The 16,327-nt window shown below is 61.0% G+C and carries 14 protein-coding genes and 1 other RNA gene; 9 read left to right on the forward strand and 6 right to left on the reverse strand.

Annotated elements, in window-relative coordinates; genetic code table 11:
• Positions 1-46 precede the first annotated feature (46 nt).
• The 7 genes from BLX41_RS16895 (at position 47) to BLX41_RS16925 (ending at position 10,120) form a co-directional block, all read left to right on the forward strand.
• Positions 47-706 carry a GntR family transcriptional regulator gene (locus BLX41_RS16895; RefSeq protein WP_123725811.1) on the forward strand — a complete coding sequence of 220 codons (660 nt, stop codon included), beginning with the start codon at positions 47-49 and terminating at the stop codon, positions 704-706.
• A 2-nt stretch (positions 707-708) separates the two neighbouring features.
• Positions 709-4,197, forward strand: a complete 3,489-nt coding sequence (gene smc / locus BLX41_RS16900) for a chromosome segregation protein SMC (RefSeq protein WP_123725812.1) — start codon at positions 709-711, stop codon at positions 4,195-4,197.
• Between the two features lie 258 nt (positions 4,198-4,455).
• Entirely contained in the window at positions 4,456-5,310 is an 855-nt protein-coding gene (gene zipA, locus BLX41_RS16905) for a cell division protein ZipA (RefSeq protein WP_123725813.1), read from the forward strand.
• Positions 5,311-5,434: 124 nt separating this feature from the next.
• Positions 5,435-7,807 (forward strand): NAD-dependent DNA ligase LigA, encoded by a 2,373-nt coding sequence (ligA, locus tag BLX41_RS16910; protein WP_123725814.1) that lies wholly within the window; start codon positions 5,435-5,437, stop codon positions 7,805-7,807.
• 117 nt (positions 7,808-7,924) lie between these two features.
• Positions 7,925-9,091 (forward strand): zinc-binding metallopeptidase family protein, encoded by a 1,167-nt coding sequence (locus tag BLX41_RS16915; protein WP_123725815.1) that lies wholly within the window; start codon positions 7,925-7,927, stop codon positions 9,089-9,091.
• A 227-nt stretch (positions 9,092-9,318) separates the two neighbouring features.
• Positions 9,319-9,415: signal recognition particle sRNA small type (gene ffs / locus BLX41_RS16920), an RNA gene on the forward strand.
• A 201-nt stretch (positions 9,416-9,616) separates the two neighbouring features.
• On the forward strand, positions 9,617-10,120 hold the full coding sequence (locus BLX41_RS16925; protein ID WP_123725816.1) for a GrpB family protein: 504 nt from the start codon (positions 9,617-9,619) through the stop codon (positions 10,118-10,120).
• A 10-nt stretch (positions 10,121-10,130) separates the two neighbouring features.
• On the opposite strand, the gene BLX41_RS16930 is transcribed toward BLX41_RS16925, so the two are convergent.
• The 3 genes from BLX41_RS16930 to BLX41_RS16940 form a co-directional block, all read right to left on the reverse strand.
• Positions 10,131-10,949 carry a helix-turn-helix transcriptional regulator gene (locus tag BLX41_RS16930; protein WP_123725817.1) on the reverse strand — a complete coding sequence of 273 codons (819 nt, stop codon included), beginning with the start codon at positions 10,947-10,949 and terminating at the stop codon, positions 10,131-10,133.
• A gap of 5 nt (positions 10,950-10,954) precedes the next feature.
• On the reverse strand, positions 10,955-11,506 hold the full coding sequence (locus tag BLX41_RS16935) for a kinase inhibitor (RefSeq protein WP_123725818.1): 552 nt from the start codon (positions 11,504-11,506) through the stop codon (positions 10,955-10,957).
• Positions 11,507-11,625: 119 nt separating this feature from the next.
• Complete coding sequence (locus BLX41_RS16940) at positions 11,626-12,492, reverse strand: LysR family transcriptional regulator (RefSeq protein WP_123725819.1); 867 nt, start codon at positions 12,490-12,492, stop codon at positions 11,626-11,628.
• Positions 12,493-12,595: 103 nt separating this feature from the next.
• Here BLX41_RS16940 and BLX41_RS16945 point away from each other — a divergent pair, with 103 nt between their 5' ends.
• Positions 12,596-13,510, forward strand: coding sequence for a DMT family transporter (locus tag BLX41_RS16945; protein WP_123725820.1), 915 nt, complete (start codon positions 12,596-12,598; stop codon positions 13,508-13,510).
• A gap of 49 nt (positions 13,511-13,559) precedes the next feature.
• Here the strand turns inward: BLX41_RS16945 and BLX41_RS16950 are convergent, their stop codons facing one another.
• The 3 genes from BLX41_RS16950 to BLX41_RS16960 form a co-directional block, all read right to left on the reverse strand.
• Positions 13,560-14,453 carry a DUF2167 domain-containing protein gene (locus BLX41_RS16950; RefSeq protein ID WP_123725821.1) on the reverse strand — a complete coding sequence of 298 codons (894 nt, stop codon included), beginning with the start codon at positions 14,451-14,453 and terminating at the stop codon, positions 13,560-13,562.
• 136 nt (positions 14,454-14,589) lie between these two features.
• A complete protein-coding gene (locus tag BLX41_RS16955) occupies positions 14,590-14,961 on the reverse strand; it encodes a VOC family protein (protein WP_123725822.1) in 372 nt (123 codons plus the stop codon).
• 148 nt (positions 14,962-15,109) lie between these two features.
• Complete coding sequence (locus BLX41_RS16960) at positions 15,110-15,424, reverse strand: helix-turn-helix domain-containing protein (protein ID WP_011060220.1); 315 nt, start codon at positions 15,422-15,424, stop codon at positions 15,110-15,112.
• A 444-nt stretch (positions 15,425-15,868) separates the two neighbouring features.
• Here BLX41_RS16960 and BLX41_RS35565 point away from each other — a divergent pair.
• A partial coding sequence (locus tag BLX41_RS35565) for a PAS domain-containing protein (RefSeq protein ID WP_259744967.1) occupies positions 15,869-16,327 on the forward strand: 459 nt, incomplete at its 3' end.

Consider the following 16,327-nt stretch of genomic DNA (forward strand, 5'->3'; position numbering starts at 1 on the left):
GCTACACTGCGCCGCTTGTGCCGATTAAAGATTTTGAAGGAAAACCATGACGTTCAAGGCGCCGGACAGCCTCGCCGAGCAGATTGCTCACCACCTCGCCGAACGTATCATTCGCGGGGATCTCAAGCCTGGAGAGCGCATCCAGGAACAGAAGGTCACCTTGGCCCTCAATGTCAGCCGTGGTTCGGTCCGCGAGGCCTTGCTGATTCTTGAGCGCCGCCATCTGATTGCCATCCTGCCGCGCCGTGGTGCCCATGTGACCGAGCTCACCGAGCACAAGGTCCGCAGTCTCTGCACCCTGATGAGCGAGCTGTACATCCTGCTGGGCAATTCGGTGGCCAGCGGCTGGGCGCAGCAGAGCGACATGACGCCGTTCCTGCAGATCCAGCAGCGCCTGGAGGGCGCCTACGAGCGCCAGGATATCCGTGCTTTCGTCGAGGACAGCTTCAGCGTGATGCGCGCGGCCTATCCTTTCGCCAACAACCCTTATCTGCAGGAAACCGTCGAGAACCTGCAGCCGGCCATGAGCCGTGCCTATTTCCTGGCACTGGATCAGCGCAAGGCCTCGATGAGCGAGTACCTGGCGTTGTTCGAGCAGTTGCTGGCCGCGGTGCTGGCCCGTGATCTGGAGCAGATCCGCCAGGTGTTGACGGCTTATGCCCAGCGCAGCAGCGATCTGGTGGTGTCTGCGTTGGCGGATGCTTAAGCGTGCGACTCAAGTGCATCAAGCTGGCGGGGTTCAAGTCCTTCGTCGATCCAACCACGGTGAACTTCCCCAGTAACATGGCTGCGGTGGTGGGGCCCAATGGCTGCGGCAAGTCGAATATCATCGACGCCGTGCGCTGGGTGATGGGCGAAAGTTCGGCGAAAAACCTGCGCGGCGAGTCGATGACCGATGTCATCTTCAATGGCTCCACCAGTCGCAAGCCGGTGAGCCAGGCCAGTATCGAACTGGTTTTCGACAACTCCGACGGCACCCTGGTGGGTGAATACGCGGCCTATGCGGAAATCTCCATCCGCCGCAAGGTCACCCGCGACAGCCAGAACAGCTATTTCCTCAATGGCGCCAAGTGCCGCCGTCGGGACATCACCGACATTTTCCTTGGCACCGGCCTGGGGCCACGCAGCTACTCGATCATCGAGCAGGGCATGATCTCCAAGCTGATCGAGGCCAAGCCCGAGGATCTGCGTAATTTCATCGAAGAAGCCGCGGGCATCTCCAAGTACAAGGAGCGCCGGCGCGAGACGGAAAACCGCATCCGCCGCACCCACGAGAACCTCGCCCGCCTGACCGACCTGCGCGAAGAGCTGGAGCGTCAGCTTGAGCGTCTGCATCGCCAGGCCCAGGCCGCCGAGAAGTACCAGGAATACAAGGCCGAGGAGCGCCAGCTCAAGGCGCAACTGTCGGCTCTGCGCTGGCAGGCATTGAATGAGCAGGTCGGCCAGCGCGAGTCGGTGATCGGTAGCCAGGAAGTCAGCTTCGAGGCCCTGGTGGCCGAGCAGCGCAATGCCGATGCTGCTATCGAACGCTTTCGTGACGGTCACCATGAATTGTCCGAGCGCTTCAATCTGGTGCAGGGGCGCTTCTATTCGGTGGGCGGCGATATTGCCCGGGTCGAGCAGAGCATCCAGCATGGCCAGCAGCGCCTGCGGCAGTTGCAGGACGACCTCAAGGAAGCCGAGCGTGCGCGCCTGGAAACCGAATCGCATCTGGGCCACGACCGCACCTTGCTGGCGACCCTGGGGGAAGAGCTGGCCATGCTCGAACCCGAGCAGGAAGTCACCGCAGCCGCTGCCGAAGAAGCCGCCGCGACCCTGGAAGAAGCCGAAACCACCATGCATGGCTGGCAGGAGCAGTGGGATGCCTTCAACCTGAGCTCTGCCGAGCCACGGCGCCAGGCCGAAGTGCAGCAGTCGCGCATCCAGCAGCTCGAAGGCAGCATGGAGCGGCTGTCCGAGCGCCAGCGGCGCTTGGGCGAGGAGCGCGAGCTGCTCTCGGCCGACCCGGAAGACGCGGCGATCCTCGAACTCAACGAGCAACTGGCTGCCAGCGAAGCAACTCTGGAAGACCTGCAAGCCAGCGAGGAATCCCAGGTCGAGCGCCTGGAACAACTGCGCCAGCAGTTGCAGCAGGCGACCCAGGCACAGCAGCAGGCCCAGGGTGAATTGCAGCGCCTCAATGGCCGGCTGGCCTCCCTGGAAGCCTTGCAGCAGGCCGCGCTGGACCCTGGCACCGGCACTGCCGAATGGTTGCGTGAGCAGCAGTTGGCCGAGCGTCCGCGCCTGGCCGATGGCATGCACGTGGAAGCGGGCTGGGAGCTGGCGGTGGAAACTGTGCTCGGCGCCGATCTGCAGGCGGTGCTGGTTGACGATTTTTCCGGCATCGATCTGGCCGGTTTCCAGCAAGGCGATCTGCGTCTGCTGAGTCTGCAGGGCGATGTATTGCGCATCCCCGGCAGCCTGCTGGACAAGGTGGAATCCACAGTGGACCTGTCGCCCTGGCTGGGTCAGGTCAAGCCGGTGGAAAATCTCGAACAGGCCCTGGCCCTGCGTGGGCAATTGGCAGCTGGGCAGAGCCTGATCAGTCGTGATGGTTACTGGGTCGGTCGGCATTTCCTGCGGGTGCGTCGCGCCAGTGAAGCGGAAAGCGGCGTACTGGCACGAGGCCAGGAAATCCAGCAGTTGACCCTGGAGCGCGATGAGCGCGAAGCCAGCGTCGAGGCCTTGGAAAGCCAGTTGCTCAACTTGCGGGCCCAGCAACGTCAGCAGGAGAACGGTCGCGAACACTTGCGTCGCCTGTTGCAGGACGAGGCTCGCCAGCAGGGTGAATTGAAAGCCAAGCTGTCCGCCGGCAAGGCCAAGGCCGAGCAGTTGAATCTGCGTCGCACTCGCCTCGATGAAGAATTGGTAGAGCTTGGCGAACAGCGTGAGCTGGAGCATGAACAAGTGGGCGAGGCGCGCCTGCAGTTGCAGGACGCCCTCGACAGCATGGCCTTGGACACCGAGCAGCGTGAGCTGCTGTTGGCCCAGCGCGACAGCTTGCGCGAGCGCCTTGATCGGGTGCGCCAGGAAGCGCGCCAGCACAAGGATCACGCCCATCAATTGGCGGTGCGCATGGGCTCCCTCAAGGCCCAGCATGACTCCACCCGTCAGGCGCTGGAGCGGCTGGAGATGCAATCCGAGCGCCTGACCGAGAAGCGCGAGCAACTGAGCCTCAACCTGGAGGAGGGCGAGGCACCTCTGGAAGAACTGCGCCTCAAGCTCGAAGAGCTGCTGGAAAAGCGCATGACCGTGGATGTCGAGCTCAAGACCGCGCAGATCGCCCTGGAAGATGCCGACCGCGAACTACGCGATGCCGAGAAGCGCCGGAACCAGGCCGAGCAGCAATCCCAGCTGATCCGCGGCCAGCTCGAACAGCAGCGCATGGAGTGGCAAGCCCTGACCGTGCGCCGCAAGACCTTGCAGGAGCAGTTGCTGGCCGATGGCTACGACCTGGACGGCGTGCTGGCGACCCTGACCGGGGATGCCAGCGAGCAGGCCGCCGAAGAAGAGCTGGAACGCATTGCGGCAAGAATTCAACGTTTGGGCGCGATCAACCTTGCGGCCATCGACGAGTATCAGCAGCAGTCCGAGCGCAAGCGCTATCTGGACGCCCAGGACGCCGATCTGGTGGAAGCCCTGGAAACCCTGGAAAACGTGATTCGCAAGATCGACAAGGAAACCCGCAATCGATTCAAAGATACCTTTGATCAGATCAACGGCGGTTTGCAGGCACTCTTTCCAAAAGTTTTCGGTGGCGGCAGCGCTTATTTGGAACTGACGGGCGAAGATCTACTCGATACAGGGGTAACGATCATGGCGCGTCCTCCCGGGAAGAAGAACAGCACCATTCATTTGCTCTCGGGTGGCGAAAAGGCATTGACTGCATTGGCTCTGGTATTCGCTATCTTCAAGTTGAATCCGGCGCCGTTCTGCATGCTCGATGAAGTTGACGCGCCGTTGGATGACGCTAACGTTGGACGCTATGCAAGATTGGTTAAAGAGATGTCGCAGACTGTGCAGTTCATCTATATCACCCACAACAAGATCGCCATGGAAATGGCCGATCAGTTGATGGGGGTGACGATGCACGAACCCGGTTGTTCGCGCCTGGTAGCCGTGGATGTCGAGGAGGCGATGGCGATGGTGGACGCTTGAGTCCGTGCGACGAAGGCGACTGTGGGGAGGGCAATTTGTGGGATTTTTCCCATTGCCAAGCTGGCCAATCGACATATTGGCCGTAACCGTTGCGACAGACGGTGTAAAGTTGCCTTTGGTCGTGCTAGTTTAATGTCAATTTTTCCTATGCGTGGGCAAAACGCCATTCAGAACATAGAGTTGGCGCCACGTTTTAAAGCGGTTTGCAGATTGTAAACCCCTTATTTTTCAGCATTTTTTATAGAGGCACGGGATTACATGGAAATCGGTCTGCGCGAGTGGCTGATCGTCATCGGCATTATTGTTATCGCCGGTATTCTTTTTGATGGCTGGCGGCGTATGCGCGGCGGCAAGGGGAAGTTGAAGTTCCGTCTTGATCGAAGTCTTTCCAATCTGCCGGACGATGAAGGCAGTGCCGAACTTCTGGGTCCGCCTCGGGTACTGGATACCCATAAAGAACCGCAACTGGACGAGCACGATCTGCCGTCAGTCAGCATGCCTGCCCGCGAGCCCCGGGAAAGTTCTTCGTCCAAGCGCGGCAAGCGCGGTGGCGAGCCTCATCAGGGTGACCTCAATCTGGACCTGGATCTGGATAGCGGCCCAAGCTTCAGTAGCCGCGACGATGACTTCCCGGCGGATGAAGGCAAGGCTGCCGGTCACAGCGACAAGGAACAGCCGCAAGCCGAAGAAGTTCTGGTAATCAGTGTGATCTGCCGCGACAGCGCCGGTTTCAAAGGCCCGGCACTGTTGCAGAACATCCTTGAAAGTGGCCTGCGTTTTGGCGAGATGGATATCTTCCACCGCCACGAAAGCATGGCTGGCAATGGCGAAGTGCTTTTCTCCATGGCCAATGCGGTCAAGCCCGGCGTGTTCGATCTGGATGATATCGATCACTTCAGCACTCCGGCGGTGAGCTTTTTCCTCGGCTTGCCTGGCCCGCGTCACCCGAAGCAAGCCTTCGACGTGATGGTGGCGGCGGCGCGCAAGCTGTCCCAGGAGCTCAACGGCGAACTCAAGGACGACCAGCGCAGCGTGCTGACTGCCCAGACCATCGAGCACTACCGTCAGCGTATCGTCGAATTCGAACGCCGCGCTCTGACCCAAAAGCGCTAAGCTTCCACAGTCGGCTCCTCTCGCAGGAGCTGGCCTGTGTAGGAGCTGGCTTGCCAGCGAAGCCCTTGCCCCCATCTTCAGATCGAGCAGCCTAGGCTGCTCTTTTGCTTTATGAGAGAACCCCATGACCGCCGCTGAAACCCGCATTCTTGAGCTGCGCGCTGAGCTGGACCAACACAACTACCGTTACCACGTCCTGGACGAACCGAGCATTCCGGACGTCGAGTACGACCGCTTGTACCACGAGCTCAAGGCCCTGGAGGCCGAGCACCCGGAACTGGTGACCAGCGATTCGCCTACCCAGCGTGTGGGCAGCGCGGCGCTCTCGGCCTTCACCCAGGTGCGCCATGAAGTCCCCATGCTCAGCCTGGGCAACGCCTTCGAAGAAGTCGATATGCGCGAGTTTGATCGACGGGTCAGCGAAGGCCTGGACCTGCCGGCGGGCGATCTGTTCGGTGGCGGTGCGGCGGTGGAGTACAGCTGCGAGCCCAAGCTCGACGGCCTGGCGGTCAGCTTGCTGTATCAGGACGGCGTGCTGGTCCGGGGCGCCACCCGTGGCGACGGCACTACCGGCGAAGACATCAGTGTCAACGTGCGTACCGTGCGCAACATTCCGCTCAAGCTGCAAGGCAGCGGCTGGCCGGCGACCCTGGAGGTGCGCGGCGAAGTCTTCATGTCCAAGGCCGGCTTCGAGCGCCTGAACGCCGCGCAACTGGAATCGGGTGGCAAGACCTTCGCCAACCCGCGCAACGCTGCAGCGGGTAGCCTGCGCCAGCTGGACTCGAAGATCACTGCCAGCCGGCCGCTGGAGTTCTGCTGCTATGGCCTGGGCCAGGTCACTGCCGATATTGCCGACACCCATATCGGCAACCTGGAGCAACTCAAGCAGTGGGGCATGCCCATCAGCCGTGAGTTGCGTCTGGCCAAAGGGGTCGACGAATGCCTGGACTATTACCGTGAGATCGGCGAGCGGCGTAACGCGCTGCCCTATGAAATCGACGGTGTGGTGTTCAAGGTCAACAGCATCGCCTCTCAACGTGAACTGGGCTTCCGTGCCCGTGAGCCGCGTTGGGCCATTGCCCATAAATTCCCGGCCATGGAAGAGCTCACCGAGTTGCTGGATGTGGAGTTCCAGGTTGGCCGTACCGGTGCCGTGACGCCAGTGGCACGCCTGAAACCGGTCAAGGTGGCGGGAGTCACTGTGTCCAACGCTACTTTGCACAATATGGATGAAGTGGCGCGCCTGGGGTTGATGATCGGCGACACGGTGATCATCCGCCGCGCCGGTGACGTGATTCCGCAAGTGGTGCAAGTGGTCGTTGAGCGCCGCCCCGAAAACGCCCGGCCGGTACAGATTCCGCAAAGCTGCCCGGTCTGTGGCTCGCATGTCGAGCGCACGCAGCTGGTCAAGCGCAGCAAGGGCCGGGAAACCGTCAGCGAAGGTGCGGTGTATCGCTGTGTCGGTCGTCTGGCCTGCGGTGCACAACTCAAGCAGGCGATCATCCACTTCGTTTCCCGTCGCGCCATGGACATCGAAGGTCTGGGTGACAAGACCATCGAGCAACTGGTGGACGAAAAGCTCATCGCTTCGCCCGCGGATCTCTATCAGCTCAAGTACGAACAGATCATCGATCTGGAAGGCTTTGCCGAGGTTTCCAGCAACAAGCTGCTCAAGGCCATCGAAGACAGCAAGCGTCCGGCTCTGGCTCGCTTCATCTACGCCTTGGGCATTCCTGATGTAGGCGAGGAAACCGCCAAGGTCCTGGCCCGTTCCCTGGGAACCCTGGAGCGGGTCCAGCAGGCTTTGCCTCAGGTGCTGACTTACCTGCCGGATGTGGGGCTGGAAGTGGCCCACGAGATTCACAGCTTCTTCGAAGACAGCCATAACCAGGGCGTGATTGGTGCCTTGCTGGCCGAGGATCAATGCGGCCTGGTGTTGCAGGATCAGGGTGAGCTGGGGGCGGAGTTCGCCGCCAGTACCACGCTGGGCGGCATGCTCGACAAGCTCAATATCCCCTCGGTGGGGCCGGGTGCAGCGCAGAAGCTGGCGGACAAGTTCGGCTCCCTGCAGGGCGTAATTGCGGCTGACTGGCTGGATATGCGCCAGGCCCTGCCGGAGAAGCAGGCCAAGTCGGTGCGGGAGTTCTTCGACAACCCGGCCAATGCCCGGTTGGCCCAGGCCATCGAGGAGCAGCTCAAGGCCTTTGGCATGCATTGGCAGAGCGAGAAGAAGGTGGTCGAAGGCCTGCCGTTAGCTGGCAAGACCTGGGTGCTCACCGGCTCCCTGGAGTTGATGAGTCGCGATGTGGCCAAGGAAAAGCTGGAAAGCCTGGGGGCCAAGGTGGCGGGGTCCGTTTCGGCGAAGACCCACTGCGTCGTCGCCGGTCCCGGTGCCGGTTCCAAGCTGGCCAAGGCCAATGAGCTAGGGCTCAAGGTCCTGGATGAAGCGGCCTTCGTCGCCTTCCTCGGCGACCACGGCATCCCCATCCCCGTGTGATCCGCAGGAATCGGCTGGGCAGCGTGGTTTCACCAGCCCGCCGGCTCCTGACAGGCCGAGGGAACGATGAGGCAGCCAGGATGATCTAGTCTTGGCAAGCCCCAGGGAGGATGCGCCATGTACCGTTTCTTCGAGCAGCTCAGTTCCCGGATCGCCGCGCCCTTCGTCGGTGATCGCTCACGCAATAGCAAACTCTGGTCATGCCGTTGTGGGCAGTCGCTGTTCTTTCGCAACAGCCAGTGCCTGGCGTGCTCAGCCTTGCTCGGTTATGCGCCGCAATTGGGCTGCCTGTCGTCCCTGCAGCCCGGGCCTGCCGCCGGGACCTGGGTGTTGGATGCCGAGCCCGATGCGGGTGCCTTCAAGCGCTGCGCCAACCTCGATACTCCCGCCGCTTGCAACTGGCTGCTGCCGGCCCACCTGACCGATACCCTGTGCGTAGCCTGCAACCTCAACCGCACCATCCCCGACTTGTCCGTCCCGGAGAATCCGGAGCGCTGGCGCAAAGTTGAAATCGCCAAGCGCCGCCTGGTAGCCCAACTGATCGCCCTCGGCCTGCAAGTGATCCCCAAGAGCGACGACGAAGAGCGGGGCCTGGCTTTCGACTTCATTGGTATCGATCTTGATGGCAGGGCGCCCATTACCGGACATGCCAATGGCCTGGTCACCCTGGATATCAAGGAAGCCGATGATGCCCATCGCGAGCGAGTGCGGGCACAGATGCATGAACCTTACCGCACCCTGCTTGGGCATTTCCGCCATGAAGTGGGGCACTACTACTGGGATCGGCTGATTGCCAATAGCTCCTGGCTGGAGTCGTTTCGCAGCCTGTTCGGCGATGAGCGCTACAGCTACGCCGAGGCTCTGGAACAGCACTATCAGAAGGGCGCGCCAAACGGCTGGCAGCAAAGCCACGTCAGCGCCTACGCCACTATGCACCCCTGGGAGGACTGGGCTGAAACCTGGGCTCACTACCTGCACATGATGGATGCGGTGGACACCGCCCTGGGCTTTGGCATGAGTGCCCGCGACGTCGATCTCGACTACCAGCCGTTTCCCCTGAGCAGCCTGTACGATCCGCAGCATCCTGGCGGACCGGCGTTCCTGGTCTTCGTCAACGCTTGGATCGAACTGGCGGGCATGCTCAACGAATTGTCCCGCAGCATGGGTCAGCCGGATTTCTACCCCTTCATTCTGCCGCCGGCGGTGATTGCCAAGCTGCATTTCATCCATTTGGTGATCCAGCACGAAGGCGGCCGCGCCGACGAAGTCCTGTCCCTGGGCTGACCCCGGCCGTCCTGTAGGAGCGAGCTCGCTCGCTAAGGCCCCTGCGCGATTTCCCTGATGCACCGCGGTGCCTGCTTCGCGCGCAAGCTTGCTCCTACGGTAGGCGGGCTACATCCAAGTGCTTGAAGCTCATCGGATTTTTTAATCTGCAACGAGCGGTTGTAAGTTCAACTCAGATAGGTACAATGGCGCGGCTCGCCGACAGGCGAGCGTCGTTATGGTGACCCCATCGGTCCCCCCGCAACGATTACCCGTGAACCTGGTCAGAGCCGGAAGGCAGCAGCCACAGCGGGAACATTGTGTGCCGGGGTGTGGCTGGTGGGGTTGCCTCCATAACGCCTCTCGTTGGTCCTCAACGAGATTGGCCAACACACTTAAAGCTCTTAAAAACCTTCGGACCCGCGCAGCATTACTGTTGGCGTGTTTTTTGTCGTGCGCCCGGTTTTTGGTTCGCGAATCCCTTGTCCAGTAAGCCTGTGCGGTTCGTTCCTGGAATATCCAACGCCTTTGCATCAAGGAGTGGTGATGGCGCTTACCAGTAAGATTTCCCTCTATGACGATCAGTGGCCTGCAGCATTCAGAGCTGAGAGGGAGCGTATAGCCAAAGGTTTCGGTTGCGAACTGATGGATGTTCATCACGTGGGCAGCACTGCTGTTCCCGGGTTGGCGGCCAAGCCGGAAATCGATCTGCTGGTCGTGGTGGCAGAGCACCGGGATGAAGTGGTGCGCAATGCCTTCATGGTCACTTTGGGTTATGTCCGAGGCAGCGACCTTGGCCTGGGGCATCATTTTTATCGGCGTGATGTCGATGGCGTGCGCACCCACAAGGCGCATGTCTGTCTCTTGGGTCATGAGCAGATCGAGCGCATGCTGCGTTTCCGCGATCTGCTGCGCCAGGACAGCGATCTGCGCCAGCAATACCAAAACCTGAAGCTTGAGCTTGAGGCTCGAAATCGCGAGGGCATTGGCGAGTATCTCGCGCAAAAGGCTCCCTTCATCGATGCGGTGATGGATGGCCTGTCGCAGTGATGCACGCTGGCTAGATCGCTGCCCGCAGCTCTCGGGGCGAAAGCCCGTAATGCTTGCGAAAGCGCACCGCAAAGCGTGATGCCGAGGCATAGCCGCTGGCTGCGGCGATTTCACCGATGGGGCGTGGCGTGGTTTGCAACCACTGCAGGGCCAGGCCCAGCCTGACGTTCTCGAGGATGTTGCTGAAGCTGTCGTCCTCGTTCGCCAGTTGGCGGCGCAATGTGGAAGCCCCGAGGTTCAGGCGCTCGGCAACGCAGGCTACCGTCCAGTCCCGCGCCGGATTGCTCATGAGTATCTGTTGCACCCGTTCGCACAGTGGGTCGTGACGATCGAGCAGCAACGGGCCGGCCCAGCCGCCAAGGGCCAAGGCCAACAGCACCGCTTCGCCGTAGTGGCTGCGCAGGGCAACCGGTGCATCGCTGGCAATGCACTCCAGCAGATTGTCCCAGGCCAGGGCGGTGTGCCGCTCCAGGGGGACGCAGAGCTCCGTACCGCTGCGCCCGGGACGGGTAATGATCTGCTGGTGGTAGCGCAGGCTGAACGCCCGCAAGGTCGGGGCAGGAAAGGTCACGACATCGGCGATGTAGTGACCCTGTGCGCCCGGATAGTTGCTGATGCCCACTTCGCGCCCCGCCGGCAGCAGGATCAGGTGCTGACCGCCCACGCGCATTTCACGGTCGTCCCAGTCCATGCGTTTCTCGCCCTGACGCACCCGGCACAGCGCGCTGACGAAAATCGGTACCCGTTGCAGGGCATGGGCTTGCCGGGCGCGGATGACGCAGGTGTCGATACGGCTTTCATGATGCTGCAGGCCGGCAGGGGCATTCATCGTTGCTAGCGTCCGTAGGTAGCGGTCAGTGTGGTCTTGGCCAGGGCGTTGGCGTTGAGCATGTAGCCCACCAAGGCACCGCTGGCCTGTGCATCGAGGGGCAGTTTATCCACCTTCAATGCCCAGACGGTGAACTGATAGCGATGAGGTTTATCGCCCGTTGGCGGGCAGGCGCCGCCAAAGCCGGGTTGGCCGTAATCGGTACGACCCTGGATGGCGCCGGGCGGCAGTTGCTTGCCGCTGGCACTACCGGCGCCCCTGGGCAATTGCTGGGTGGAGGTCGGGAGGTTGACCAAGGTCCAGTGCCACCAGCCGCTGCCGGTGGGTGCGTCCGGATCAAAAACGGTGATGGCAAAGCTTTTGGTGCCCGGTGGGGCATTCTTCCAGGACAGTTCGGGAGAGGTGTTGCCGCCTTCGCAGCCAAAGCCCTGGAACACTTCACGAGGGCTCAAGGGGTGGCCGTCGCTGATGTCGTGACTGCTGATGCTGAACTCGGCAGCGTGAGCGCCAAGGCTCAGACCCAAGGAAAGCGCGCTGAGTAAAAGTCGGTTTTTCATGAGAGGCTCGTCTGGGTGTTGGTGATAAAAGACGAGTCTATTGGCAGCCAGAGCCCACTGTTGTGCCGGGGCGCTCGTGCATTGTGCCGAAACGCTCGCTGGCTTGCCGGGGAGGGGTGTCATGCCCCCAACTGTTCCCGCAACAACTGGGCAAACGCATCCCGCGCACTGTGCCGCTGCACGTCCTGGTGCCAGACAAAGCGGTTGTCCACCGGCAGCAGGTCGCTGAAACGCTGCACGTTCAGGGTCGCCGACTGTGAATAGCGTTCCAGCACGCCTTCCGGTATCAGCGAGACGCCGGCACCGACACTGACGCAGCCGATAATGGTGCCCCAACTGGCATACCCGGTAATGGGCAGGTTCAGGCCGTGCCTGGCCAACCAGTTTTCCAGGGCGCGGCGATAGGGGCAGCCCGGTGGCCACATGAACAGATTCTGCCCCTGCAAATCGCTGGCGCTGCGGATGGGGGCGGTGCCTGCACTGGAAATCAGTACCAGTGGCTCGTGGTAGAGCACGGTTTGCTGCAGCTTTGGCGGCAGGGTGTCGATGGCCACCAGGGCACCGTCGATGCGCTGGTGTTGCAGTTCTTCAAAGAGTTGCGACCAGGTGCCGGTCACCAGTTCCACGTTCACTTGGGGGTAGCGTCGGTGATATTGCGCCAGCAGCGGTGGCAGGCGGCCGCCAGCGCAGGATTCGATCGAGCCCAGGCGCAGCAATCCGCTGGGCTCGGCCTGGCTGTCCACGGCGCGTTTGGCTTCGTCGACCAGGGCCAGGATGCGTTCGCTGTAGCCGAGGAATATTTCCCCGGCGGGGCTGATCTTCAGGCCGCGCCCGACCCGGGTGAAGAGCGGGGTGCCGAGTTCGTTCTCCAGCTGCTTGAGGCGGTTGGTGATGTTGGAGGGCACGCAATGCAATTGCTCGGCCGCGCGGGCAATGCTGCCGGTGCGAGCCACGGCTTTCACCATCTTCAGTTGGGTCAGTTCCATTACTCATTTCCAGTGAGGAATGGACTCAGTATCGGTTAGTTGTGGTGAGTTGTGGAGGGCGAGAGACTGCATTTCTTCTCTCTGTCCGGATGCCTGTGTCGTGATGCACTTACCTGGGTTCAAGCTATTGCTGGCGACCGCTGCGGTCATTCTGTGCTGGGCCTATTCGCCGGTGGGCATCCATATCGGCCTTGAGGGCTACAGTCCTGGGCATCTGGCGCTGTTGCGTTTCCTGATCGCTTCGCTGTTCATGGCTGCAATGGCGGGGGTGTTGAAAATATCCCTGCCGCGCTGGCGTGATCTGCCCTGGCTACTGGTGTTGGGGTTCTTTGCCATCGCCCTGCATCACGTCAGCCTCAACTATGGCCAGATGGGCTTGAGTGCCGGAGCGTCCAGCGTGCTGGCGCAGTCGGCGCCGATCTTCAGCACGCTGATCGCCTTCTTCTGGCTCAAGGAACCGGTCAGTGGTTGGCGCTGGGGCTGCGTGGTGGTGGGCTTGATTGGAGCGGTGCTGGTGGTTGCCGCCGACAAGGGGCTGGGGTCGATCGAACCGCGTGGATTGCTGGTGTTGCTGGCGGCGTTTTCCTGGGGCTTGTACTTCGTATTGCAGCGGCGTTTTTCCGGGCGCTACGGAGTGTTGACCACAGTGTGCTACATGGTCTGGGGCGGCACGTTGCTGTTATCGGTGTATGCGCCCGGGTTGTCCGAGGCGGTGGCACAGGCGCCGTGGCGGGTGAATCTGGCGGTGCTTTTGCTGGGGCTGTTTCCCAGTGCTCTGGCGTATCTGGCCTGGGCTTACGTGTTGGCGCGAGTGGAGGTCAGCCGGGCATCGATCGCGATGTATCTGATTCCGCCGGTGGCGATGCTGCTGGCTGCGACGGTCCTCGCAGAGAGGGTGCAATCTTCTGTGGTGCTAGGGGCGGCCGTGGTGCTGGGCAGTGTGATGGCCATGCAACTGGAAGGGCGTTGGCGGCTGCGGACATTGCCAGGGAAGGAGCGTGATGTGGAGGCGACATAGAGGAGGGAGCGGTAACGCCCCCATCATGCAGGGGCGTTGCGCCTTGCAGTCAGCCTTTCTTCTTGAATAGCCGGCCGGCGAACGCGGCAATGGCGAGTACGCCTATGACAATGAACTTCTTGCCGGCCAGGAGCAGTACCCCCAGCTTGGCGAACAAGCCGGCCTTGCTGGCCAGGCCACCGGCTACCAGAGCGGCCAGGCCATAGGACGCCAGTTTATCGGTGCTGGGGTTGTAGTCGGCGTAGCGGTTGCCGTCAGTGAAGTTGGTGAAGGCCAGGACCTTGGGAATCTCGCGCTTGATGGTGGCCAGGTCGTCCATGGAAGCGACTGCGTTGAGCTCCAGCACGCCTTCGCGTCCCAGCACGCGGATGCTGTAGTTCAGGGTGTTGCTCTGGGCGCCTTCGGCCTTGAGTTCGCGGGCCCAGTACATCTTGTGGGATTGCGCGTCATAGCTTGGCTGTTCGGCCCAGCCCAGCAGGTGGATGGCGCCGTAGCCCTGTTCCTTGCGTTGCTTGTTGTCTTCCTCGTCCGCTTCCTGCATTTGCTTGAGCAGGTCCTGATAGTCGATTTTCGCCGCGTCGTCGTCGGAAATGTGGCCGTCATTCTTGTAGCTGATGATCACGCCCCAGCCTTCGGCGGCCAGTGGGCTGACAGCGCTGGGCACGATCATGCCCAGGGTGGTGAAGCCGGGCGGGTTGCCCCAGCCTTCGGTCAGCAGCTTTTCGGTGTCCTTGGGGTTGAGGTAGTAGAACTCCTGGCTCAGGTCGAGGCTGGCGATATCCCCGGGCAGCCTGACGTTGCCGTGGCGTGGTGACAGCGAGGCGAGAAATTGTTCGGCGGTCTGGGATTCGGCGTCCTTGCTCTCGTTCGGTGCAGCGGCAAAGGCAAAGAGTGGCGTGACGCAGAGGACGGTCATCGCCATGAGGAGGCGCAGGTACTTCATCGTATTCCCTTACAAATTGTGACAAGTCGGCGGGGAGGATAGCGATGAGTGTCGGGAGGCTCAATGAGACGTTTCTATTAGTTTCCCGGCTGGGCGAGGAAGGCGCTTGTATCGGCGCCTTTGCTGGCTCACGGGCTCAGTCGACAGTGAGATAGAGCACGCGCAGGCGATGCCCGTCCGGATCAAGGGCGAGCAGGGTGTAGCCGAAGTCCATCTGGGTGGGGGGCTGGGCGATGGTCATGCCCAGGGCCTGCCAGTGCTGATGCAGCTCGTCCACTGCTTCTCGGCTGTCCACCGCCCAACCCAATTCGCCGCCGCCACCGGCTGCCTGGGCGCTCGGTTCAACCGTGTGCCGGGACCAGAGGCCGAGCTTGATCCCCGAATCGAGAATGAACAGGGCGAAGGTTGGTAATGATTCCACCGGTTGCTTGTCCAGCAGGCGGCTGTAGAACTCCGCGCTGGCGGTTGGGCTGTCTACATAAAGCAGGAAGTAGGTGTTACTGATCATGACGACTCCAGGGGGGGCTTTGGGCTGTGCTGTGGGCGCAAGCTTATGGGCTGGGTCTGTCAGTTCCTGTCAGGAGTCGTGGATAAAAAAAGAGGCCAACTTATCAGGGTTGATAAGCGTGCCTCTTCTCGTTGATTTGTTGCGGGGCTCAAGGCTTGGACAAGGCCTGGTCTACCGCTGCTATCAGCTTTCCCAGATCCTTCGGGGTGGCTTTGTGAATGACACCGAACAAATAAGCCCGCTGTTCCTCTTCGTCGCCCAGATCGGCGAAGAAGGCTTTCAGCTTCACTCCCAGTACTTCGGCTAGCAGAAATAGAGCTTCAACGCTGGGGGTGTAGGTGCCGGTTTCGAAGCGGCTGATGGTTTTTGGGTCAAAACCGGTTTTTTCACCTAGTTCAGCCTGAGTAAGCCCCGCTACCTTTCGATAGCGCTTGATGGCTGCACCCAAACTTGAAATTTGCATCGCTCAATTCCCATTTAGAATCAAGAACTTAACGATAAATATTGGCATTAGACAACACCATGGTTCATCACCTTGCTTTGCAAAATGTGATGCATTTCGTAGAATCGGCGCTTCGGACAGGTATTTGGTGATCTAGTTTCAGAAGGCAGGTTTATGAAACAAGAAATCATTGCATTTCCCTTGTTCACCTAAACCGAGGACTTGGCAGAGGCTCGACCGTCTCGTAAATCCCGCCAACGCTCCGTCCGCCGTCCCCACCTGACGCCTTATCTGATCCTAGTTGATCTTCGTCGAATCGATGGTCAACTGCCGCGCAAACCGCTGTACGGCTGCAATCAGGGCGAACCTTTCGATTGAGTCGTACCGCCAGGAAAGTACATCGCGAATCAAGCTGTTGCCGGCCTCCCGGTAATGTTGATCGCAGGCTGTCTATGGAGTTCTAAAGTGCGTCTCAATTTGCCGGTCACCTCTGTTGAGCAGACCTTTCCCGACCAGCAGCGGCTCATATCCGCCACCGATACCAACAGCCACATCACTTACTGCAATGCCGAGTTTGCCGCAATGAGTGGTTTCAGCCAGGCCGAGCTGATCGGCAGCACCCATAACCTGGTGCGCCACCCGGACATGCCGGCAGCGGTGTTCGAGTCGATGTGGGGGTATCTCAAGGCGGGACAGAGCTGGATGGGCGTGGTGAAGAACCGCTGCAAAAACGGCAATTTCTACTGGGTTAGCGCCTATGTCACGCCCATCCTCGAAGAGGGGCGACTGGTGGGTTATGAGTCGGTGCGGGTGAAGCCGACCCGGGAGCAAGTGAACCGCGCTGAAATCCTCTATGCACGATTGCGCGCCGACAAGGCACCGGTCTCGGCCTGGCGGCGCCTGGAGGCTGCAGCCAGGCCGTTG

Source organism: Pseudomonas protegens (assembly GCF_003732485.1).
GTDB lineage: Bacteria > Pseudomonadota > Gammaproteobacteria > Pseudomonadales > Pseudomonadaceae > Aquipseudomonas > Aquipseudomonas protegens_B.